This is a genomic window from Tabrizicola oligotrophica, assembly GCF_011008935.1.
In the GTDB taxonomy this organism is placed as follows: domain Bacteria; phylum Pseudomonadota; class Alphaproteobacteria; order Rhodobacterales; family Rhodobacteraceae; genus Tabrizicola_A; species Tabrizicola_A oligotrophica.
Genome location: NZ_JAAIVJ010000024.1, coordinates 1 through 19947, shown reverse-complemented (window position 1 = coordinate 19947; position 19947 = coordinate 1). Strand labels below are relative to the sequence as shown.

Below are 19947 nucleotides of genomic sequence, written 5' to 3'. Positions count from 1 at the left end.
TCTCCGAGGCAATCAGCTCGATCTCGTGACGCTGACGACCAAGCTCCGACGTCACTGCCCCGAAAATCTCGGGATCGCGCGCAGAAAGGCTGTCGGTGAAAAATCCGGGGGTGACGGGCATGGGCGGTTCCTTTGTTCAGCCGGTCCATCCCAGACCGGCGGCTATGCAGTTCATCGATTGCATCAGGGGTACAGTGGTGCCGGATGCCGGTTCGGTCCGGGCCCTGCGCAGCAGTGCCACCTGCAAGCGGTTGATGCGGTCAAGCTGCGGGCGCAGCGTGTTGAAGCGCTCGCGCATGTTGGGAAAGCGCGTGCCGGGCAGGGGGGCGCCGGTCAGGTCGCGCAGTGCCTGCAGCGAAGCGGCATGTTCCTGTTGCACCTTGTCGAAGATCCGCTGGCGCAACTCCTGATCCTCCACCAGACCGGCATATTCGGCGGCAAGGGTCAGGTCGGTCAGCATCAGAGACTTTTCCACCTCGTCCACCATCAGGCGGAACAGCCGGTGGCGGTGGAACATCTCGGCAAGGATGCGGTCTGCCTCGGCGCCGCGCACCTGGCGGAAGGCGCGGAAGGCACTGCCAAAACCATACCAGCCGGTGATCATGTGGCGGTTCTGCGACCAGGCGAAGACCCAGGGAATCGCCCGCAGGTCCGCCAGCGACCGGGCGCCAAAGCGCCGGGCCGGCCGGGAGCCGATTTTCAGCATCGCCAGTTCCTCGACCGGGCTGGCCTGCTGGAAATAGTCGATGAAGCCGGGTTCGGCCATCAGCGCGCAATAGGCGGTCTGCGACAGCCCGGCGAGGGCTTCGAGCGCGGCGCTGTGCTCGGGATCGGCGAGGGGCTGGACCTTGACCGGCAGATGGCCCAGCACCGAGGAGGCGAGAAGCTCCAGCTGTGCTTGCGCCGTGCCGCGGTTGGCGTATTTCGACGACACCACCTCGCCCTGTTCGGTCAGGCGCAGGCGGCCCTGCACAGTGCCGGGGGGCTGGGCGGCAATGGCGCGGCCGGTGGGGGCGCCGCCCCGGCTGACCGAGCCGCCGCGGCCGTGGAAGAACACCGGGCGCAGGCGGTGGCGGGCAAGGCTTTCGGTCAGGCGGCGCTGGGCGCGGTCCAGCTCGTAGGTCGAGCAGAGAAAGCCGCCGTCCTTGTTGCTGTCGGAATAGCCCAGCATCACCTCGACGGTGGCGTCGCGGGTGCGCAGGCTGCGCTGGGCCAGCGGCACCTGCAGGAGCGCGTCAAAGACTGCGGGCGCGCGCCGCAGGTCGTCGATGGTTTCAAAGAGCGGCACCACCCGCAGGTCCAGCTTTTCCGCGCCAAAGCCGGCATGGCGGGCAAGCAGGAAGACGGCCAGCAGATCATCGGCCGAGCGGGTCATCGACAGGATGAAGGGGCCGATGGCCTCGGGGTCGTCCGACATGCGGGCGCGGTACATCAGCGCCAGAAGGTCGAGAAGCTCGCAGGCGTCCGGGCTGAGCCGGCTGCGGCTGGCATGGGTCAGGTCGGGGCGGCCCAGCTCGTCGCGCAGGCGGCGCGACCAGTCGGCGCTGCCGGGCTCGGGCGCCGGGCCGGACAGGCTCCAGATTTCCGCCAGAACGGCGGTGATGACGGTGGAGTTCTGCCGGATGTCCAGCGTCGCCGTGCGGAAGCCGAAGGTTTCCGCCTGCCAGCGCAGCGGCGACAGGTAGCGTGCCGCAAGCCTTTCCGCACCGATGGCACAAAGCGCCTCTTCCAGCGTGGTCAGATCGGCGATGAAATGGTTGACCGAGGCATATCCCGGCCCGGTCCCGTCGCGCATCGCGGCAAGACGCGAGGCGACCGCGGTCAGGCCTTGCCGGAACACCTCGCCGGGGTTGCGGTTGGCCAGACGCTCGGCGTCGGGACTGGCGGCGACGATGGCGCGGATCGCGGCCTCGACCCCGGCCGGCAGGGCCACGATGCGCGAGGTGATCGAGAGCCGGGCAGCGGCGGTTTTCAGGTCGTCGATATAGCGGTCAAGGATCGCATGTCGCGCGCGGTCCAGCGCGTCGCGGGTAACCGCGGCGGTCACGTTCGGGTTGCCGTCGCGGTCGCCACCGATCCAGGAATGGAAGCGCAGGCAGGGCGTGATTGCCAGACCTTCGCCAAAACGGTCGCGCCCGGCGGTGATGAAGCGCTCGAACAGCTGCGGCACCGCGTCATAGATGGCGTCGCGGAAGAACTGCAGGCCCCATTCGATTTCGTCGCGCAGGCTGGGGCGTTCCAGTCTGAGTTCGCCGGTCATCCACAGCAGGTCGATCTCGGATTCGATGTCCTGCAGGATGTCGTCGCGTTCGCGCGGCGTCCAGCGCTGCGCCTCGAGCGCCACGAGGTGGCGGTAGATGCGGCGGTGAATCTCCAGCACGGTGACGCGCTTGGCTTCGGTCGGGTGGGCGGTGATGGTGGGGCCGACCGAAAGCTGGCGGGTGAGATCGGAGAACTCGGCCACGGTCATTTTCGGGTCAAGCTCGGCCAGGGTCTTGGCAAAGCTGCCCTCGACGGCCTCGGGTCCCTGCGCGGCCTCGGTCATCCGGCGCGCGCGCATGGCGGCGTTTTCGTCGATGATGCGGGTCAGGTGAAACCAGATGTTGATCGCCTGCAGGCAGGGCACCGTCGCGGCCTGCCCCGGCAGCGGGGCAGAGGGGTCTTGCACCAGCGCCAGCACCTGCGGCGCGCGGCGGGCAATGACACGGCACCACAGACGGCGCAGGTCATCGGTCAGGCTGGCGGCATAGTCGTCGGGATCGGGGGCCGCTTCGCCAAGGGGTTTCGCTGCCTGTCCCATGGTTCAGGCCACCCGGTCGCGGGGCTGTCGCCCGTCGAAGAAGTCGGTCAGGTTGTCCAGCACGCGAAAGCCCATCGCCTCGCGGGTTTCGCGGGTGGCAGAGCCCAGATGCGGCAGCAGCACCAGATTGTCGGCGCCGAGCAGCGCCTCTGGCACCTGCGGTTCGCGCTCGAACACATCCAGCCCCGCGCCGCCAATGGTGCCGAACCACAGTGCCTGGGCCAGCGCGTGTTCGTCGACCACCTCACCGCGCGCGGTGTTGATAAGGAAAGCCCCGGGCCGCATCAGGTCCAGCCGGTGGCTGTTGATGAGGTGGCGGTTGGCCGCGCCACCGGGACAGTGCAGCGAGACGAAATCGCATTCCGGCAGCAGGTCTTCAATGGTCGGCACCTGCACGGCGTTGTAGCGCGCCAGAACCTCGGCCGGCACCGCAGAGCGGTTCTGCACCAAGATCTTCATGCCAAAGCCGAAATGCGCCCTTTGCGCCATCGCTTGCCCGATGCGGCCAAAACCGATGATGCCCAGCGTCGCACCGGAAACCTTGGTGCCGATCAGATGGGTCGGGCGCCAGCCGGTCCAGCGGCCTTCGCGCAACTCGCGCTCGCCTTCGCTGGCGCGGCGGGCGACCATGAGCATCAGGGTCATGGCAATGTCGGCGGTGCATTCCGACAGCACGTCCGGGGTATTCGTCACCGTGATCGAGGCCGCCTTGGCGGCCTCGGTGTCGATATGGGCGAAGCCCACGCCATAATTGGCGAGGATTCTTGTGCGTGAACCGGCCCGATCGAACACCGCCGCAGGAAGGCGGTCCGTCACGGTTGGCAGGACGGCGTCATATTGGCCCAACGCCGCCTTCAGCTCGGTCACAGTCAGCGGTTTGTCGGCGCGGTTCAGGTCAAGGTCAAAGACCTCGGCCATCTTCGCCTCAACCGCCTGCGGCCAACGCCGCGTCACAAGAACCTTGGGCTTTGCCATCGAAGGTCTCCTTTCAGGCTGCGCGCTTGTTCAGGACCCGCGCCACGGTTTCGCCGATGACCGAGGGGTTCTCGGCCACGGTCACGCCCGCGGCGGTCAGGATTTCCACCTTTTCCGAGGCGCTTTCGCCAAAGGCCGAGATGATCGCGCCCGCATGGCCCATGGTGCGGCCTTTGGGGGCGGTCAGACCTGCGATATAGGCGATGACCGGCTTGGTCATGTGGTCCTGGATATAGGCGGCGGCCTCGGCCTCTTGCGGACCACCGATCTCGCCGATCATGCAGATGATATGCGTGTCGGGATCCGCCTCGAAGCGTTCGAGGATGTCGCGGAAGCTTGACCCGTTGATCGGGTCGCCGCCGATGCCCACGCTCGTGGACACCCCGATGCCACGATCCTTCAGCTGCTGGGCGGCCTCATACCCCAGCGTGCCCGAGCGGCTGACGATGCCGACATTCCCGGGCAGGTAGATATGGCCGGGCATGATGCCCAGAAGCGCCTTGCCGGGGCTGATGGTGCCGGCGCAGTTCGGGCCGGTCAGCACCATGCGGCGTTCACGCGGATAGCGCATCATGTAGCGCTTGACGCGGATCATGTCCTGCGCCGGGATGCCGTCGGTGATGCAGACGCAATAGCGGATGCCGCCATCGGCCGCTTCCATGATGCTGTCGGCGGCAAAGGGCGGCGGCACGAAGACAAGGCTCGTGTCCGCGCCGGTGGCTTCCACCGCCTGTTTCACCGTGTCAAACACCGGGATGCCGAAGACGGTTTCGCCGCCCTTGCCCGGCACTACGCCGGCCACGACATTGCTGCCGTAATCCAGCATTTCCTTGGTGTGGAACTGCGCCATGCGGCCGGTGATGCCCTGCACGACGATACGGCTGGAACGATCGAGGAAAATGCTCATCAGACGGCCCTCACCTTGGTGTTTTGCTTGCGGTCGTTCTTCCAGGCCATGACGGCCCGCTCGGCGGCTTCCATCAGCGAATTGGCACGGATGATCGGCAGGCCGGATTTGGCAAGGATCTTCTGACCCTCTTCGACATTGGTGCCCGACAGGCGGACGATCACCGGCACGTCGACCGGGTTCGCCGTCAGCGCCTGCACCACGCCCTCGGCGACCCAGTCGCAGCGGTTGATGCCGGCGAAGATGTTGACAAGGATCGCCTGCACATTGCTGTCCGACATCACCAGCCGGAAGGCCTTGGCCACCCGCTCGGGCGTGGCGCCGCCACCGATGTCGAGGAAGTTCGCCGGCTCGCCGCCTGCCAGCTTGATCGTGTCCATCGTCGCCATGGCCAGACCGGCGCCGTTGACGATGCAGCCGATGTTGCCGGAAAGCCCGATATAGGCGAGACCCCGGTCCGCGGCATTCGCTTCGCGCGGGTCCTCCTGCGATTTGTCGCGCAGTTCGGAAATCTGCGGATGGCGGAACAGCGCGTTGCCGTCAAAGGTCATCTTGGCGTCCAGCGCCAGAATGCGGTTGTCGGCGGTGATGACCAGCGGGTTGATTTCCACCATGGTCGCATCCAGCTCGCGGAAGGCGCGGTAGCAGCCCTGCAGAGTACGCACCATCTGCTGCGTCAGGCTGGCCGGGATCTTCAGCGCATAGGCGATCTCGCGGGCCTGGAACTCCTGCAGGCCAACCGCCGGTTCCACCGTGGAGCGGACGATCGACTCGGGCTTCTTGGCCGAGATTTCCTCGATCTCCATGCCGCCTTCCGACGAGGCCACGATCATCACCCGCTGCGACGAGCGGTCCAGCACGAAGCCGAGATAGATCTCGCGGTTGAACTCGACGGCGCCTTCGACATAGACGCGGTAGATGCCCTTGCCTTCGGCGCCGGTCTGATGCGTCACCAGCTTGCGGCCGAACATCGCGTTCGTCGCCTCATGGATTTCGTTTTCCGAGGAACAGAGCTTGACGCCCCCCGCCTTGCCACGACCGCCGGCATGCACCTGCGCCTTGACGATCCAGCGGCTGCCGCCGAGTTCCCGCGCCCGGTAGGCGGCCTGTTCGGGGCTGTAGGCCAGCCCGCCCGGCGGTACGGTCACGCCGAAGCGCGAGAGGATTTCCTTGGCCTGATATTCGTGAATGTCCATCTTTGCCTCCGTTTTCGCCGTTATTCCGCAGCCATGTCGCGGCCGTAGTGGCGGCCGAGCGCCGCCAGTGCCGCGCTTGCGTCCACCTTGCCGCCCATCGCGTTCATCGCGGCGGCAAAGCGCGTCACGATGTCGGTGATGGCGGCCTCGCTCAACTGGTTCAGGATGCCGATGCGGACCTGAACCGGCTCCGACAGCGTCGGCCAGATGCCAAACCCGGTGGCGCGGCAGGCCTGCACCAGCTCCTTTTCGCGGCCCGCCAGCGCGGACGGCAGATTCAGCACCACAAGGCTCGTCATGTTCGAGGTGACATCGCAGCCAAGCGCGATGACCGCGGCGCGCAGCGCGGCCTCATGGAAGGCATAGTCGCGGGCCTTCTGCGCCTTGCCGTGTTGCAGGTTGATGCGCAGCGCCTCGTGGAAGGCGGCGACGGCATAGCCGGAATGGGTGCGGTGATAGGTGCCCGCCGCCGCATCCTTGCCATCGATGATCGCCCAGTGCCGGGCTTCAAGGATCGGGTGATGCACATAGGTCGACGCGCCATTGGCCTTCAGATGGGCGATATAGCGATCGGTGAAGCTGACCGGCGCGTAGGTCAGCGGCAGGCAGAGCACGCCCTTTTGCGGGCACGAAGCCCAACCCGCCACGCCGGGGAAATCGTCGATCGCGAAATCCTCGATGCCCAGAGAGGACACCGCATCCACAAGGCCCATCACGCCATGGCGTTCGCAGGCATCCGAAAAGCCGCGCAGGTCGTTGATCCGGCCTGAGCCGGTTTCCCAATGCGCCATGACAGCCCAGGTCGGCTTGTGGGCGGCCAGCGCCGCCTCGACCACCTCGCCCAAGACCGACTGGCCGTGCGGCACGGTGATGACGGTGACATTGGCGGGTTTCGGGTCCAGCGAATTGGCGGCCAGGTTTTCGCGGCTGGCGGCTTTCATCCGCACAGTCAGGGCATCAATGCCGCTGAAGGTGCCGTTGACGAAGGCCACCACCTTGTCGCCCGGGCCGATGGCCGAGAACAGGCAGTCCAGGCCGCTCCAGCCGGTGCCGGCGACGCCGAAGGTGTGGACGTTCTTCGTCCCCCAGATCTCGCGCAGCATCAGCTTGCATTCGATCATGCCGCGCAGGACGTCTGCCTGCATGTGGTCCGCGAGCCCTGCATTGGCAAAAGCCGCCAGCACGCGGGCATCGGTGTTGCCCGGCCCCGGCCCGGCGGCAAGGGTTTCGGGAATCGTCAGGGCTGACGGAATCGCAGTTTGGGTCACGGGCTTTCCTCCCTCGGCTCGTGCAATCAGGAAACGCGCCTTTGACTTTGCCCGCAACATTCCTTACTCCTGCTTTTGGAAGTTCTTTTTGGTGGGATAAAACCTACCCATTTTGGTAAGTATGCGGGTGTATACCGTTTGTTACCCAGCCCATATGGGTAGGTTTTTGACAATTCCCCCAGTTCACGCAGGAGAAACCATGCAGCCCGCCGCCCCCGACCGCATCGACCTCGCGCTTGCCGAAGGCAACCCGCTGGTGTTGCAAGCCCTGTCCGAAGTCTTTGAAAAGGATCGCAGATTCTCGGTTGTCGCCACATCATCAACCGCCGAGGGCTTTCTGGGGGCGGTCATGCGCGTCCCGGTGAAGGTCGGGGTGATCGACTGGCAGATCCCGCAGCTTGGCGGCCAGAAACTGACCGAAGTGCTGCGCGATCAGGAGGGGGCGCCGCGGCTGGTGATCTATGCCGAAGACCCGACCGGGGCGGTCACGCTCAAGGCGATGGCGGCGGGGGCGGCGGGATTCGTCGATCGCAAGTCCCCCGTCGACCGGCTGCTGGAGACCTGCGTCGAGGTTGCGGCGGGCAAGATGGTGTTCCCGTTCGTCGATGTCCGGGGCCTGCAGACCGACCCGATCCACCAGCTGACGCGCCGGGAAAAGGCGCTGCTGGAAGCGCTGGCAAACGGGCTGACCAACAAGGATCTGGCGCGCGAATTCGACATTTCGACGAACACCGTGAAGTACCATCTGTCGAACCTTTTCGACAAACTCGGGGTCGCCAGCCGCACACAGGCGATTGCCTATTACTTCAAGTCGCGCTAGGCAGATTGCATGCAAATGTATACTGTTGGGAAATTATTTTTCTTGACAGTATACATTTTTCCGCCGCCTTCTGACCGAAATTTTGGCAACAGGAAAGGCCCAAAGCATGAGCTTCCACGTCATCACCCAAGCCCCGGCGCGGCTGAACCGCAGTGAATTGGCAGTCCCCGGTAGCGCGCCGCAAATGTTTGAAAAGGCCGCACAATCCGACGCGGATGTGATCTTCCTCGATCTGGAGGATGCAGTCGCCCCGGACGACAAGGCGCAGGCCCGCAAGAACATCATCAAGGCCCTGAACGAGATGGACTGGGGCAAGAAAACCATGTCGGTCCGAATCAACGGTCTCGACACGCATTACATGTACCGCGACGTGGTCGACGTGGTGGAACAGGCCGGCGAACGGCTGGATCTGATCATGATCCCGAAGGTCGGCACGGCGGCCGATGTCTATGCCGTCGACATGATGGTGACCCAGATCGAGGACGCCAGGGGCTACAAGAAACGAATCGGGTTCGAGCACATCATCGAGACTGCGCTGGGGATGCAGAACGTCACCGAAATCGCCGGGGCATCGAAGCGCAACGAGAGCCTGCATTTCGGCGTGGCCGACTATGCCGCCTCGACCCGCGCGCGCACCACGATCATCGGCGGCGTGAACCCGGATTACTCGGTGTTGACCGACAAGCTGGAAGATGGCAGCCGTCAGGTGCATTGGGGCGACATGTGGCACTATGCGCTGGCCCGCATGGTGGTCGCGGCGCGTGCCAATGGCCTGCGCCCGGTGGACGGGCCGTTCGGCGATTTCTCCGATCCCGACGGCTATCGCGCGGCGGCCAAGCGCGCCGCCGTGCTGGGCTGCGAGGGCAAATGGGCGATTCACCCCAGTCAGGTTGCGCTGGCCAATGAGGTGATGAGCCCGTCCGAGGCCGAAGTCACCCGCGCCCAACGGATTCTGAAGGCGATGGAGCAGGCTGCGGCCGAGGGCAAGGGCGCGGTGTCGCTCGATGGCCGGCTGATCGACTATGCCTCGATCCGGCAGGCCGAAGTGCTGGTCCAGAAGGCCCGGCAGATCTCGGGGGCGTGAATGAGTTTGCGCGACAGGGCGAAGGAACTGTTCAAGGTCGCCTGCGAGGCGGCCGACCCTGGCATTGCCCTGTCGCGCGCGCTGCAAGACCATCCCCTGCCGGTGCCCGGCCCCGGCGGCCGGCTGCGGATCGTTGCGATCGGCAAGGCTGCGGTGCCCATGGCCGAGGCACTTCTGCCGCAACTTCACGCGCCTTTCGAGGCGCTTGTCGTGACCAATTACGAGAATGCGCGTCCGGTGGCGGGGGCCGTGGTCCATGCCGCGGGCCATCCGGTGCCGGATGAAAACGGCGAAAAGGCGGCGATAGCGGTGGAGGCACTGCTGCTGAACGCCCGCGCCGCCGACCGGGTGGTCGCGCTGATTTCGGGCGGCGGCTCCGCCCTTTTGCCGGCACCTGTGACCGGCGTGACCTTGGCCGAAAAGGCCGAGGTGAGCCGCCTTCTGCTGGGCGCGGGCGTCGACATCGCGCAGCTGAATCTCGTGCGGCAGGGGCTTTCGCGGCTGAAGGGCGGCGGGCTCTTGCGGGCGGCCCAGCCTGCGCCCGTTACGGCCTATATCCTGTCGGATGTGATCGGCGACGATCTGCGGGTCATTGCTTCGGGGCTGACGGTGGCGCCGGTCGGAAGCCGGCAAGACGCGCGCAACCTTCTGGAAACGCTTGATCTTTGGCCCCGACTTCCTGAAAGCGTGCGCGCGGCGCTGAGCAGGTCGGAGACCGCAACCTCTGCGGTGGCCGCAACGAACCTGTTGATCGGTTCGAACCGCAAGAGCCTTGAGGCGGTGGTGGCAGCGGCAGGGGCTGGGGCGCGGATCGCGTCGGATGCCTTGACCGGCGACGTGGCCGACGCCGCCGCGCAGGTCATCGCGGCGGCAGAGGCCGGGCAGGGCGACACGCTGGTCTTTGGCGGCGAGACGACGGTGATCCTGCGCGGCACGGGCCTTGGCGGGCGCAATCAGGAGCTTGCCCTGCGGGTGGCCTTGACCATGCCCGACCTGGGCCGGCCCTGGGTGTTTCTTTCCGGCGGCACCGATGGCCGCGACGGCCCGACCGAGGCGGCGGGCGGCCTTGTCGACGCCGGAACAGCCGGCCGCATCGTGGCGGCGGGCGGCGATCCTGTGGCGCTTCTGGCCGACAATGACAGCAACCGGGCGCTTGCTCTGGCAGGGGATCTTCTGGTCACCGGGGCCACGGGCACCAACGTTGCCGATGTGCAGATCCTGTTGCTGGGGCCGAAAACCGCCTAGCGCTGCGCCAGAAGCCAGTCGCGCACCCGGGCGGCCTCGGCCGGCAGGCGCACCTCGCGCGACCAGATGACGTGGAAATCCTTGCCCGTGATCAGGCGCTGGTCGCTGAGGCGCACCAGAACCCCCTTGTCCACCAGCCCGCCGATCAGGTGATGCCAGCCAAGCGCCACGCCTTGCCCTTCGATCACCGCTTGCACGACCAGCACATAATCGTTGATGGACAACCCCTTGGGCACCTGACGGCGCGGAATGCCGGCGGCGGCGAACCAGTCGGCCCAGGTGGTGGCCGACCGGAACGGCTCTTCCAGATGGATCAGCTGATGGCCGAGCAGATCGGCCGGCTTCGACGGGGCTGCGTGCCGCGTCAGATAGCCCGCGCTGCACACCGGGTAGATTTCCTCGGCGGCCAGAACTGCGCTGTCATAGCTTGGCCAGTCGCCCGGATAGCCGCCGCGCACGCCCAGAGGGATGCCCTCGCCCACCAAGTCCAGATCGCGGTCGGAGGTCTGGATGCGCAGGTCGACATCCGGCAGCGCCGCGCGGAATTCCTCCATCCGGGGCACCATCCAATAGGCGGCAAAGGCGGTGGAGCAGGCCAGCGTCACATGGCTGCCCGTCGCCACCGCCCGCAGGCTTTGCGCCGAGCGCTGGATATGCGAGAGGCCAATGGTCACGTCGGCGTGAAACCGCTGTCCGGCTTCGGTCAGCCGCACCCGGCGGTATTCGCGCAGGAAAAGCGCGGTTCCGATCTGATCTTCCAGCCGGGCGATGGCATAGGAGACGGCGGCCTGGCTCATCCGCAGCTCGCGCCCGGCGCCGGAAAAACTGGAAAGCCGCCCGGCCGCCTCAAAGACGACAAGGCTGCCAAGCGAAGGCAGAAGCGTGCGCAGGGTATCCATAATCGCAGCTTATCAAATCAATGAAATTTTTCCAGCGTTACAGGGGGAAGGGCAGGGCGTATTTTTGCCGCAGTCGAAAAGGGGATCACCATGGCAGACGGCGACGCAATGAACCCGGAAAAGCGCGTGCGCGGCGGGCGCAACCAGCGGCGCGAAGAGCGGTCAAAGGGCGCGGCGGTGCATCGGCCCTATATCGTGCGCGGTATCCCGACCTATGACATCCTGTCGGAAGAAAACCTGATCCGCATCGAGCAGACCGCCGACCGCATTCTGGCCGAGATTGGCATCGAACTGCGCGAAGACCACGAGGCAATGCGGCTTTACAAGGCCGCAGGGGCCGACGTGACCGAGCAGACTGCCGGCATCTGGCGGGTGAAGTTCGAGCCCGGCATGGTGCGCGAGATTCTGAAAACCGCGCCGGCCGAATTCACCCAGCACGCCCGCAACCCCGCCAACAGCGTGCGGATCGGCGGCAAGAACGTGGTCTTTGCCCCGTCCTACGGCAGCCCCTTCGTGATGGATCTGGACCGCGGCCGGCGCTATGGCACCATTGAGGATTTCCAGAACTTCGTGAAGCTGTCGCAGGCCTCGCCCTGGCTGCACCATTCGGGCGGCACGGTGTGCGAGCCGACTGACGTGCCGGTGAACAAGCGTCACATGGACATGGTCTACGCCCATATCCGCTATTCCGACCGGGCCTATCTCGGCTCGATCACCGCGCCGGAGCGGGCGGCGGATTCGATCGAGATGTCGCGCATCCTGTTTGGCGCCGAATTCGTTGACCAGAATTGCGTGGTGATGGGCAACTTCAACACCACCTCTCCGCTGGTGCTGGATGGCGTCACGGCGGCTGGCATCCGCACCTATGCGGCCGCCAATCAGGGTTCGATCCACCTGCCGTTCCTTCTGGGCGGCGCGGTGGCGCCGCTGACGATTGCCGGGATGGTGGCGCAGGGGCTGGCAGAATCGATGTCGTCCTGTGCGCTGGCCCAGCTGACCCGTCCGGGCGCGCCGACGATTCTGGCCTCGTTCTTCTCGTCGATGAGCCTCAAGACCGGCTCGCCGACCTTTGGCACACCGGAACCGGCCATTGCGTCGCTGGCGATGGGCCAGCTTGCGCGCCGGCTGAACATGCCGCTGCGCTGCGCCGGCAATTTCAGCACCTCGAAACTGCCCGACGGGCAGGCGATGCAGCAAAGCATGATGTCGATGATGTCGGCAGTGCAGGGCGGCGCGAACTATGTGCTGCACTCGGCCGGTTTCCTCGACGGGCTGTTGTCGATGTCCTATGAAAAGCACGTCATGGACACCGACATGTGCGGCGCGCTGCATGCCTATCTCGATGGCATGGCGATGGATGATGACGCCCTGGCCTTTGAAGCCCTGAACGAGCTTGGGCCGGGCCAGCACCTGTTCTCGACCCAGCACACGCTGCGCCATTACGAGACCGCCTATTGGGACTCGCAAATGGACGACAACCAGCCTTGGGAGACCTGGGACGAACAGGGCGGCATCGATTCCGCGAAACGCGCCAACGCCCGCTGGAAAAAGACCCTCGCCGAATTCGAGGCCCCGGCGCTGGACGCCGGCATCGACCAGGCGCTGCAAGATTTCATGGCCCGCCGCAAGGGCGCGGTTCAGGACATGTGGTACTGACCTGACCCCATAGAATTTCCCGGCCCAGGCCCCCGGCAGTCTTGTCGGGGAACGGCCCTTTGCACCCAAAAACTCCGAGCAAATCAGAGAGGATAAGCTCATGACTCAGGATCTGGTCGCAAGACTGGACGACCGCTTGCGCGCGCGCCGCGAAAGCTTTGACCGCATTCCGGTTGTCGACGTGGCGCCGTTGCTGGACGGCAGCGACAAGCTGGGCGTTGCCAGGCAGATCCGCTGGGCGCTGTCGAACACGGGCTTCATGTATGTGAAGAACCACGGCATCGAGCAGGACTTCGTCGATTCCGTGTTCGACGTGACCCGCCGGTTCTTCGATCTACCGATGGAAGAGAAGATGGCGCTGCATGTCTCGAAATCCGGAGTGGCGCTGCGCGGCTATATCGAGCCCTTCGGCGAGAACGTTGATCCGACCAAGACGAAGGATCTGAAGGAGATCATCGACCTCGGTCCGGAGCGCGCAATGGTGGAAGGGCCGTTCTTCGGCCCCAATCCCTGGCCCGCGAGCCTGCCCGAATTCCGTGAACTCGCCTATGGCTATCACACGCGGATGGTCGATCTTTCGAAGAAGCTCCTGAAAGGTATCGCACTCAGCCTGGATCTGCCCGAGACCTTCTTCGAGGCGCTGATGAAGAATCCGATCAGCATCCAGCGTATGTTGCACTACCCATCGCAGAGCGGCCATGTCGGCGAGGATATCATCGGTATCGGCGCCCATACCGACTATGGCAACCTGACGATTCTGGCGCAGGATGACGTGGGCGGCCTGCAGGTGATGAACCGCGACGGCGACTGGATCGAGGGCACGCCCATCCGCGGCGCCTTTGTCATCAACATCGGCGACCTGATCCAGAAACTGACGAACGACGTCTATCTGGCCAACATGCACCGGGTGATCAACACCTCGGGACGCGAGCGCTATTCGATCCCGTTCTTCATCGACGCCGATTTCGACGCCGTGATCGCGCCCTTGCCCTCCTGCGTGTCGGAAAGCAACCCGCAGAAATACCAGCCCGTCACCTGCGGCGCGCACAAGTTCGGCCGCTTCAAGGCAAGCTACGCCCATCTGAAAGAGCCGGCGTAAGGCCGTTCAGCCCTCGTCCCGCAACAGCAGGAGAAGCGCCAGCACCGTCAGCGCCACGCCGCCCAGAACCATCGCGGGCGGCGGGGTGCGCCCCAGGGCGATTTCCCACAGGATCACCCAGGAGGGCACAAGGTAGGTATAGGCCATGACCTTGGCCGAAGGCAGCCGCAGTGTGGCGTATTGCAGCAGGACGAAGGTCATCGAACTGGCCGCAACCGAGACATAGATCAGGCAGATCCAGACGATGCCGGGCAGGTTCGCCCAGTCGGTTTCCACCACGTCGCGCCAACCCCACAGGACCAGCAGCGCAAAGCCCGCGACCATCATGCCGAAAGTGAATACCAACGCGGGCTCGCCCCGGTTCAGCTTGCGCACCATGGGGGCATAGATGGCATGCGCCACGCAGCCCCAGAAATAGATGATCTCGCCGCTGCCGATCTGGAATTTCATGAGTGCCGCCAGATCGGCGCGGAAGATCACCCAAAGCGCGCCCGCCGCCCCGACGACCAGCGCAAGGGCCATGCGCCGGGTGGTGATCTGGCGCAGAAGCAGCCAGCCAAACCCCGCCGCCATGATCGGGGTGAGGGTAAAGACAGCGGCGGTCGAGATGGCCTCGGCTGTCTGCAAGCCTTTGAACATCAAGACGAAATATGCGGCCAGCATGGACCCCAGCACCAGATAGCGCCAGGGCGCGACCCAGGTGGAGCGCGGAATCCCCGTGGTCGCCAGCGCCGCCGCCCCCACCAGCGAACCGGCCAGCGCAAAGCGCAGCACGGTCAGCGCCGCGGGCGAGACGTAAGGGGCGGCCATGGCGCCAAGGCTGAACGATCCGGCGACCAGCGCCGAAAAGGCCAGCATGGCAAGATGGCCTGCCCGCGCCGGGCCTAGCTGCATGTCACGACCCACTCCGCCGCGGCCCGCTTCAGATGGGCAAGGAAGCTTTGCACCTTCAGGGTGCGGTGCAGGTCGACATGGGTGACAATCCACAAGGGCGCCGACCACTCCGGGCGGGCGGGCATGATTTCGACCAGATCGGGGTTTTCCTTGGCGTAATGGGTGTTGCAAAAGCCAAGGCCCAGACCGGCTTTCAGCGCCTCCAGATTGGCGGCGGGTTCGGTGATGCAGAAAGAGATCGCCTCGGCCGGAACCTTGTCGCGCAGCCAGCGGTAGAACGGCGCGCGGCTTTCGGGGCTTTCCGGGCCGATGAAACGGTGCTGCGCCAGTTCCGCCTCCGAGGTCGGCGCCCCGTATTTCTCGACGTAGCTGCGGGCGGCATAAAGACCATTCTTCATGGTCATCAGCGGCTGCACCACATTGTCCGGTTCCTGCGGCGCCCCCCCGGCGCGGATGGCGACATGAGCCTCGCCGTAATCCAGCCGGAACACCCGCATGTCGGTCAGGAAGCGGATCTTCACCGTGGGATAGTCGGCCATGTAGGCCGCGAAGACCGGGGTCATCAGATCGGCGATGCCGGTGATCGCGGTGACCACAAGTTCCCCCGTCACCGTCTCGCCCTGACCCTTGATGCGTGAGGCCAGCTGCCCGAACTGCTCCTCGGTGGTCTGCGCGACCGAGAGCAGGTCGCGCCCGGCTTCGGTCGGGGTATAGCCCCGGGCGTGGCGCTGGAACAGCTTGGAACCAAGCCGCTTTTCCAGCGCGTCGATGTGGCGGATGACCGTGGCGTGATGCACGCCCAGCACATCGGCGGCGCCCGAAACGGTGCCGAGGCGGGCAACCTGAAAGGCAGTGCGGATTTCGTCCCAGTTTTCCATGAGTCCCGGCTTTCCTGTGCGCAGTTGCACAAGGGGAACCCGGTTGCGGGCCGGGATGCAAGAGGGAAACCGGCTTCTGTGCAATCGCGCGGTCCTCGCTTCTTGGTTGCCCGCTTCAAATCAAGGGCGGTCCCGGTATTTTATGCGGGCGGATCGGTGCGTTTTGATCGACGTGGAATGGTTGAAAACCGGCCGCGGCCCGGCGCAAATCCGCAGCGCCCCTTTTGCCGCCAGAAGCCGGTTTTTCCGATTTATCCACCGCCGCAATATCTGGATGCCCGGCTGCAGCGACCTGCGGTTCGGCGAGAGCCGGCCGACGGGATTCAGGCGGAACCCGGGTGGAATGAGCGTCGCGCCGGGCCGGGCCTGAACAACTTCCGGCTTCGGGCGTGATCTGCACTTCTGGCGGGGATTGTTCTCAAAGTCGATACAGCAATGCCTATTCGAAACCAAGACGCTACGCCCCGTTCTTAACCTTGGCTCCGGGGCGGAGGTCGATTCGAATCGAGGCTGGAAGTGGTGGGTTGAACACCCCGGGCGGGTGTGGATTGTGGCAAAACCGTGCCGTGGTGTCGGGCTGATCTGCAACTGCAAGATGCATCTTTTCATGAAAACATCCGCAAAGATTGCTCTGCGTGCGCCCATTTCGTGTCTAATCCTACTACATTTTGTGGGAATGTTTCGCCTGACTGCACTATGGCAAAATTAAGGCCATAATATGAGGTTTGTGGCGGGAATTTGGCGCGAGCGGCTGGTTAGCGGGCAGAATTTTGACTAAAATCGGGCAGAATTGTGCCGCCCATGGCCGTAGTTGTTTTTGAGATTTCGTTCCCTCTGGGTGGCTGGCTTCTCGCGAAGGATGACCGCGATGCAGTTTGAGGCATTGTTTAGCAAATTGGTACTTCGTCTTGCCCAACGCGCAAGAGACGGTGGTCGCACGGGTCGGTCAACGGCCTGGATAAGCATCCTGACAGCCCTGGCGTTTGCCGCCTTTGCCTCGGTCGCCCAGGCGCAGATCTCGACGCCTTACCCGCTCAGTCTGGGGTCCTGCACAAGCAACAACGATGTGTCGGCCACGCTCAGCGGCCTCACGGTAACCGATATCTGCACCTCGCCCTCCGACACTTACACTGTCACGGGCAGCGCGACCTTCACCATGGGATCGAACGGCAAGCGCTATGACCTGCGGCTCGGGTTGCACGACGCGGCAACCAATCAGGTGCTGACCTCGAACTGCTTCAACGCCCCGTCCAGCGCCAATTTCGGCAATCTCGACGGTCAGGGCGACTGTTCCGACATCCAGAACAGCGGCACCTCGGCGACCGGCACGGCCAGCTTTGTCCTGCCCTGCAGCATAAATGGCCAGCCCGTGACCTCGCAGACGGCAACGCTGGTGATCGGCTATGCAATCGCGCCCGGCGTGACCAATACCTCGACCTCGCCCATCACGGTTTCGGCCAACCAGACCTGCAAATCGGTCGCCGGCAGCTTCGACGTGCCTTTCGGCCCGGTGATCCGGCTGAAGAAGCTTGCCCAAGGGGCGTCCGGCTCGTTTGCCTTCACCACGACCAATGTCAACCTGAACCCGTTCACGCTCAATGCCACCACCAGCGTTGGCGCCGGGGCCTTTGAATCGGCGTCGCAGACGCTTTACATCAACGGGGCGCTGTTCAACGGCACCAGCTATGACGCCAGCAAGAACATCACCCTGACTGAAACCGTTCCGGCCAGCGGCTGGGATCTGGAGGGCATCACCTGCGCGACCTCGGCCGGTGCGATCGGCAGCTTCAATGCGGGTTCGGCGACCTATACCATCAACGGGGGCGCGCTGGCGAACAATCAGGTCATCGACTGCGTGGCGACCAATGCGGCCAAGAGCCAGCTTTCGATCACCAAGGCGGTGTCGAACCCGGCCGGGCTGACGATCCCTTCGGCAAACGCCTGGACCATGGGCTTCACCGACGGCGCGGCGATTGACGTGACGGCGACGAACACCGCCACGACGCCGCTGTCGCAGGAAGTCCGCGCCAAGACCTATTCGATCACCGAACAGCTGAGCGGCAACACCCTGGCCTACAGTGTGGCGGTCAGCTGCACCGGCGGCACCTACACCAGCCAGGCGACCGCAGTTACCGGCGGCGGCCGCGTGACGCTCGGCACCGTGCAGGTGACGGGCGATGCGGATGTGTCCTGCACCGTGACGAACACGCCCAGCACCGCGACGCTGACCCTTGCCAAGGTGGTGGACAATGGCGGCTATACCGGCACCGCCGCGACGACCGACAACTTCCTGCTGTCCTACAGTGGCGCCGTTGCCGGTTCCGGCAAGAGCGGCGCGTCCGGCGTCACCAGTGTCACCGTCCCGGTTGGCATCTATACGCTTGCAGAAACCCCCGACGGCGTGCCGGCGCATCTGTCCTATACCCCGGGCCTTGCCTGCACCGGCGCGACCCTGTCGGGCAATCAGCTGACGCTGACTGCGGGCGCTGCCGCCATCTGTACCTTCACCAATACTCTGCAAACCGCGCGGCTGACCGTAACCAAGGTCGTTGAGGCCGGCGGCTATGCCGGCACCATTCCGGCCGCAGACGACTGGACGCTCGGCTATGCCGCAACCGCGGCGAGCGCCGCCTCGGTGACGGGAACCGGCGCGGGCAGCCTTGATGTCGTGGTCCCGGCGGGCGACTACACCCTGACCGAAGCCCTTGGCGGCAATGCGCTGGGCTATTCCGTCGGGCTGAGCTGCACCGATGCCGCCGTCACGGCCGGCGCCACCAGCGTCACTGATGGCTCGACCGTCACAGTCGGGACGATTTCCATCGCCAATGGCGCCACCTCGGCCTGTACGCTGACCAACACGCTCAGCACCGGCTCGCTGCAACTGGCCAAGTCGGTCAATCATGGCGCCGCCACCGTCGGCCTGGCTTCGGCGACCGATTGGCTGCTGAGCTATGCCGGCCCCGCCTCGGGCGACATGACCTCGGGCGCTGCGGCAATCGTGGTGCCGCGCGGCAGCTACGCGGTGAGCGAAGCGGCAAAGGCCGGCTTCCCGAATACGGCAAATTACAGCTTTGACGACCTCGCCTGCACCGGCGGCGCGCTTGCCGGGTCAAGCGTGACGGTCGGCGCCGATCCGGTGGTCTGTACCTTCACCAACACCCGCAGCACCGCAGAGCTGACGCTGGTCAAGTCGGTGGTCAACGACAATGGCGGCACTGCGGCCGCCGACGATTTCACGCTGTCCTATGGCGGCACAGCAGCGGCACAGAATACCGCGATCACCGTGCCCGCCGGCAGCTATGCCCTGACCGAAAGCACGCTTGCCGGCTATACCCCGGCGGCAACCCCGATCACCTGCGACATCGACACCGCCTCGGGGAGCAGCTTTGCCGCGGGCAGCCTGACGCTGAACGCCGGCGGCAAGGCGACCTGCACCTTCGTCAACGAGGATGTCGCGCCGACCTATGACATGGCCAAGAGAATCGGCTATGTCGGCCCGCTGGGTGTCGGCTCCGTCCTGAGCTATGAGTTCGTCTTCACCAACTTCGGCCCTTGGGCGATCAGTGACCTCACCCCGGTCGACACCCTGCCCGGCCTCAGCCCGATCACCTGCCCCGGCGGCGGAACTTCGGTGTCCAGCCTTGCGGCGGGCGCAACGGCAACCTGCACGGCCAGCTACACGATCACTCAGGCCGACATCGACGGAACCGGCAACGGAACGGCAGCGGGTTCCTGCTCCTCGGGCTTTGCCATCATCAACAGCGCAAGCTCGACGGCCACGGAAACCGACGGCACCCTGTTGCGCGAGACCAACGCCGGCAACAACAGCCGCGAGGCCTGTCTGCCGGTGCGCGCGCCCGCCTTCAGCATCACCAAGGATGTGGACCAGTCCACGCTCTCGGCACCCGGCACGCTGACCTATACGATCGCGGTGACCAACACCGGCAACGTGACGCTGACGGAGGGCGCGCTGAGCGACAGCCTGCCGGTCGACTTCGGCGGTGCGGCGGTGAGCGGGATCTCGATCCCGGTTGGCGGCAGCGAGACCTGGAGCGCGAGCCATGCGGTCGATCAGGCGATGATCGACGCCGGCGCGGCGATCGTGAACACGGCGAGCTTCGAGCCGGCGGAAGCCGAGCCGCAGTCCGACGATGCCACCACCACGATCAGCCAGACTCCGGCCTTCACCATCGAGAAGACGGTGGATCAGGCCAGCCTCTCGGCGC

At 65.2% G+C, this 19947-nt stretch carries 14 protein-coding genes; 6 read left to right on the top strand and 8 right to left on the bottom strand.

What is annotated here, in order from left to right; translation table 11 throughout:
• Positions 1–136 precede the first annotated feature (136 nt).
• Genes G4Z14_RS18230 through G4Z14_RS18210 form a run of 5 tightly spaced genes read right to left on the bottom strand, consistent with a single transcriptional unit; the run spans position 137 to position 7146 of the window.
• The gene (locus G4Z14_RS18230; RefSeq protein ID WP_164628316.1) at positions 137–2800 is read right to left on the bottom strand and encodes a phosphoenolpyruvate carboxylase; all 2664 of its coding nucleotides are present in this window, start codon (positions 2798–2800) and stop codon (positions 137–139) included.
• Between the two features lie 3 nt (positions 2801–2803).
• Positions 2804–3775, bottom strand: coding sequence for a 2-hydroxyacid dehydrogenase (locus G4Z14_RS18225; protein ID WP_164628314.1), 972 nt, complete (start codon positions 3773–3775; stop codon positions 2804–2806).
• A 13-nt stretch (positions 3776–3788) separates the two neighbouring features.
• Positions 3789–4682, bottom strand: a complete 894-nt coding sequence (gene sucD / locus G4Z14_RS18220; RefSeq protein ID WP_164628312.1) for a succinate--CoA ligase subunit alpha — start codon at positions 4680–4682, stop codon at positions 3789–3791.
• Entirely contained in the window at positions 4682–5902 is a 1221-nt protein-coding gene (locus G4Z14_RS18215; protein ID WP_407703845.1) for a malate--CoA ligase subunit beta, read from the bottom strand. The genes sucD and G4Z14_RS18215 overlap by 1 nt, the downstream gene beginning before the upstream one ends.
• Positions 5899–7146: an alanine--glyoxylate aminotransferase family protein gene (locus G4Z14_RS18210; RefSeq protein WP_164628308.1), complete on the bottom strand. Its 1248-nt coding sequence runs from the start codon at positions 7144–7146 to the stop codon at positions 5899–5901. Before G4Z14_RS18210 ends, G4Z14_RS18215 begins: the two co-directional genes overlap by 4 nt.
• A 199-nt stretch (positions 7147–7345) precedes the next feature.
• Here G4Z14_RS18210 and G4Z14_RS18205 point away from each other — a divergent pair, with 199 nt between their 5' ends.
• The 3 genes from G4Z14_RS18205 (at position 7346) to G4Z14_RS18195 (ending at position 10295) form a co-directional block, all read left to right on the top strand.
• Complete coding sequence (locus tag G4Z14_RS18205; RefSeq protein ID WP_164628306.1) at positions 7346–7966, top strand: response regulator transcription factor; 621 nt, start codon at positions 7346–7348, stop codon at positions 7964–7966.
• A gap of 106 nt (positions 7967–8072) precedes the next feature.
• Positions 8073–9050, top strand: coding sequence for an HpcH/HpaI aldolase/citrate lyase family protein (locus G4Z14_RS18200; protein ID WP_164628304.1), 978 nt, complete (start codon positions 8073–8075; stop codon positions 9048–9050).
• Positions 9051–10295, top strand: coding sequence for a glycerate kinase type-2 family protein (locus G4Z14_RS18195; RefSeq protein WP_164628302.1), 1245 nt, complete (start codon positions 9051–9053; stop codon positions 10293–10295).
• On the opposite strand, the gene G4Z14_RS18190 is transcribed toward G4Z14_RS18195, so the two are convergent.
• Positions 10292–11194 carry a LysR substrate-binding domain-containing protein gene (locus G4Z14_RS18190; RefSeq protein WP_164628300.1) on the bottom strand — a complete coding sequence of 301 codons (903 nt, stop codon included), beginning with the start codon at positions 11192–11194 and terminating at the stop codon, positions 10292–10294. The two genes, G4Z14_RS18195 and G4Z14_RS18190, sit on opposite strands and share 4 nt — an antisense overlap.
• Before the next feature lie 90 nt (positions 11195–11284).
• Here G4Z14_RS18190 and G4Z14_RS18185 point away from each other — a divergent pair, with 90 nt between their 5' ends.
• Entirely contained in the window at positions 11285–12850 is a 1566-nt protein-coding gene (locus tag G4Z14_RS18185) for a trimethylamine methyltransferase family protein (protein ID WP_164628298.1), read from the top strand.
• Between the two features lie 100 nt (positions 12851–12950).
• A complete protein-coding gene (locus G4Z14_RS18180) occupies positions 12951–13949 on the top strand; it encodes an isopenicillin N synthase family dioxygenase (RefSeq protein ID WP_164628296.1) in 999 nt (332 codons plus the stop codon).
• 6 nt (positions 13950–13955) lie between these two features.
• Here G4Z14_RS18180 and G4Z14_RS18175 read toward each other — a convergent pair whose 3' ends face one another.
• Positions 13956–14843: a DMT family transporter gene (locus G4Z14_RS18175; protein WP_164628294.1), complete on the bottom strand. Its 888-nt coding sequence runs from the start codon at positions 14841–14843 to the stop codon at positions 13956–13958.
• Positions 14834–15721 (bottom strand): LysR family transcriptional regulator, encoded by an 888-nt coding sequence (locus G4Z14_RS18170; protein ID WP_164628292.1) that lies wholly within the window; start codon positions 15719–15721, stop codon positions 14834–14836. The genes G4Z14_RS18175 and G4Z14_RS18170 overlap by 10 nt, the downstream gene beginning before the upstream one ends.
• 1066 nt (positions 15722–16787) lie before the next feature.
• Between G4Z14_RS18170 and G4Z14_RS18165 the strand changes: the two genes are divergently transcribed.
• A partial coding sequence (locus tag G4Z14_RS18165; protein ID WP_164628290.1) for a beta strand repeat-containing protein occupies positions 16788–19947 on the top strand: 3160 nt, incomplete at its 3' end.

What these genes read in the sequence shown, in the direction of transcription:
- G4Z14_RS18230 (WP_164628316.1), bottom strand. Translation starts at nt 2,800, where the DNA reads ATGGGACAGGCAGCGAAACCCCTTGGCGAAGCGGCCCCCGATCCCGAC.
- G4Z14_RS18225 (WP_164628314.1), bottom strand. Translation starts at nt 3,775, where the DNA reads ATGGCAAAGCCCAAGGTTCTTGTGACGCGGCGTTGGCCGCAGGCGGTT.
- sucD (WP_164628312.1), bottom strand. Translation starts at nt 4,682, where the DNA reads ATGAGCATTTTCCTCGATCGTTCCAGCCGTATCGTCGTGCAGGGCATC.
- G4Z14_RS18205 (WP_164628306.1), top strand. Translation starts at nt 7,346, where the DNA reads ATGCAGCCCGCCGCCCCCGACCGCATCGACCTCGCGCTTGCCGAAGGC.
- G4Z14_RS18200 (WP_164628304.1), top strand. Translation starts at nt 8,073, where the DNA reads ATGAGCTTCCACGTCATCACCCAAGCCCCGGCGCGGCTGAACCGCAGT.
- G4Z14_RS18195 (WP_164628302.1), top strand. Translation starts at nt 9,051, where the DNA reads ATGAGTTTGCGCGACAGGGCGAAGGAACTGTTCAAGGTCGCCTGCGAG.
- G4Z14_RS18190 (WP_164628300.1), bottom strand. Translation starts at nt 11,194, where the DNA reads ATGGATACCCTGCGCACGCTTCTGCCTTCGCTTGGCAGCCTTGTCGTC.
- G4Z14_RS18185 (WP_164628298.1), top strand. Translation starts at nt 11,285, where the DNA reads ATGGCAGACGGCGACGCAATGAACCCGGAAAAGCGCGTGCGCGGCGGG.
- G4Z14_RS18180 (WP_164628296.1), top strand. Translation starts at nt 12,951, where the DNA reads ATGACTCAGGATCTGGTCGCAAGACTGGACGACCGCTTGCGCGCGCGC.
- G4Z14_RS18175 (WP_164628294.1), bottom strand. Translation starts at nt 14,843, where the DNA reads ATGCAGCTAGGCCCGGCGCGGGCAGGCCATCTTGCCATGCTGGCCTTT.
- G4Z14_RS18170 (WP_164628292.1), bottom strand. Translation starts at nt 15,721, where the DNA reads ATGGAAAACTGGGACGAAATCCGCACTGCCTTTCAGGTTGCCCGCCTC.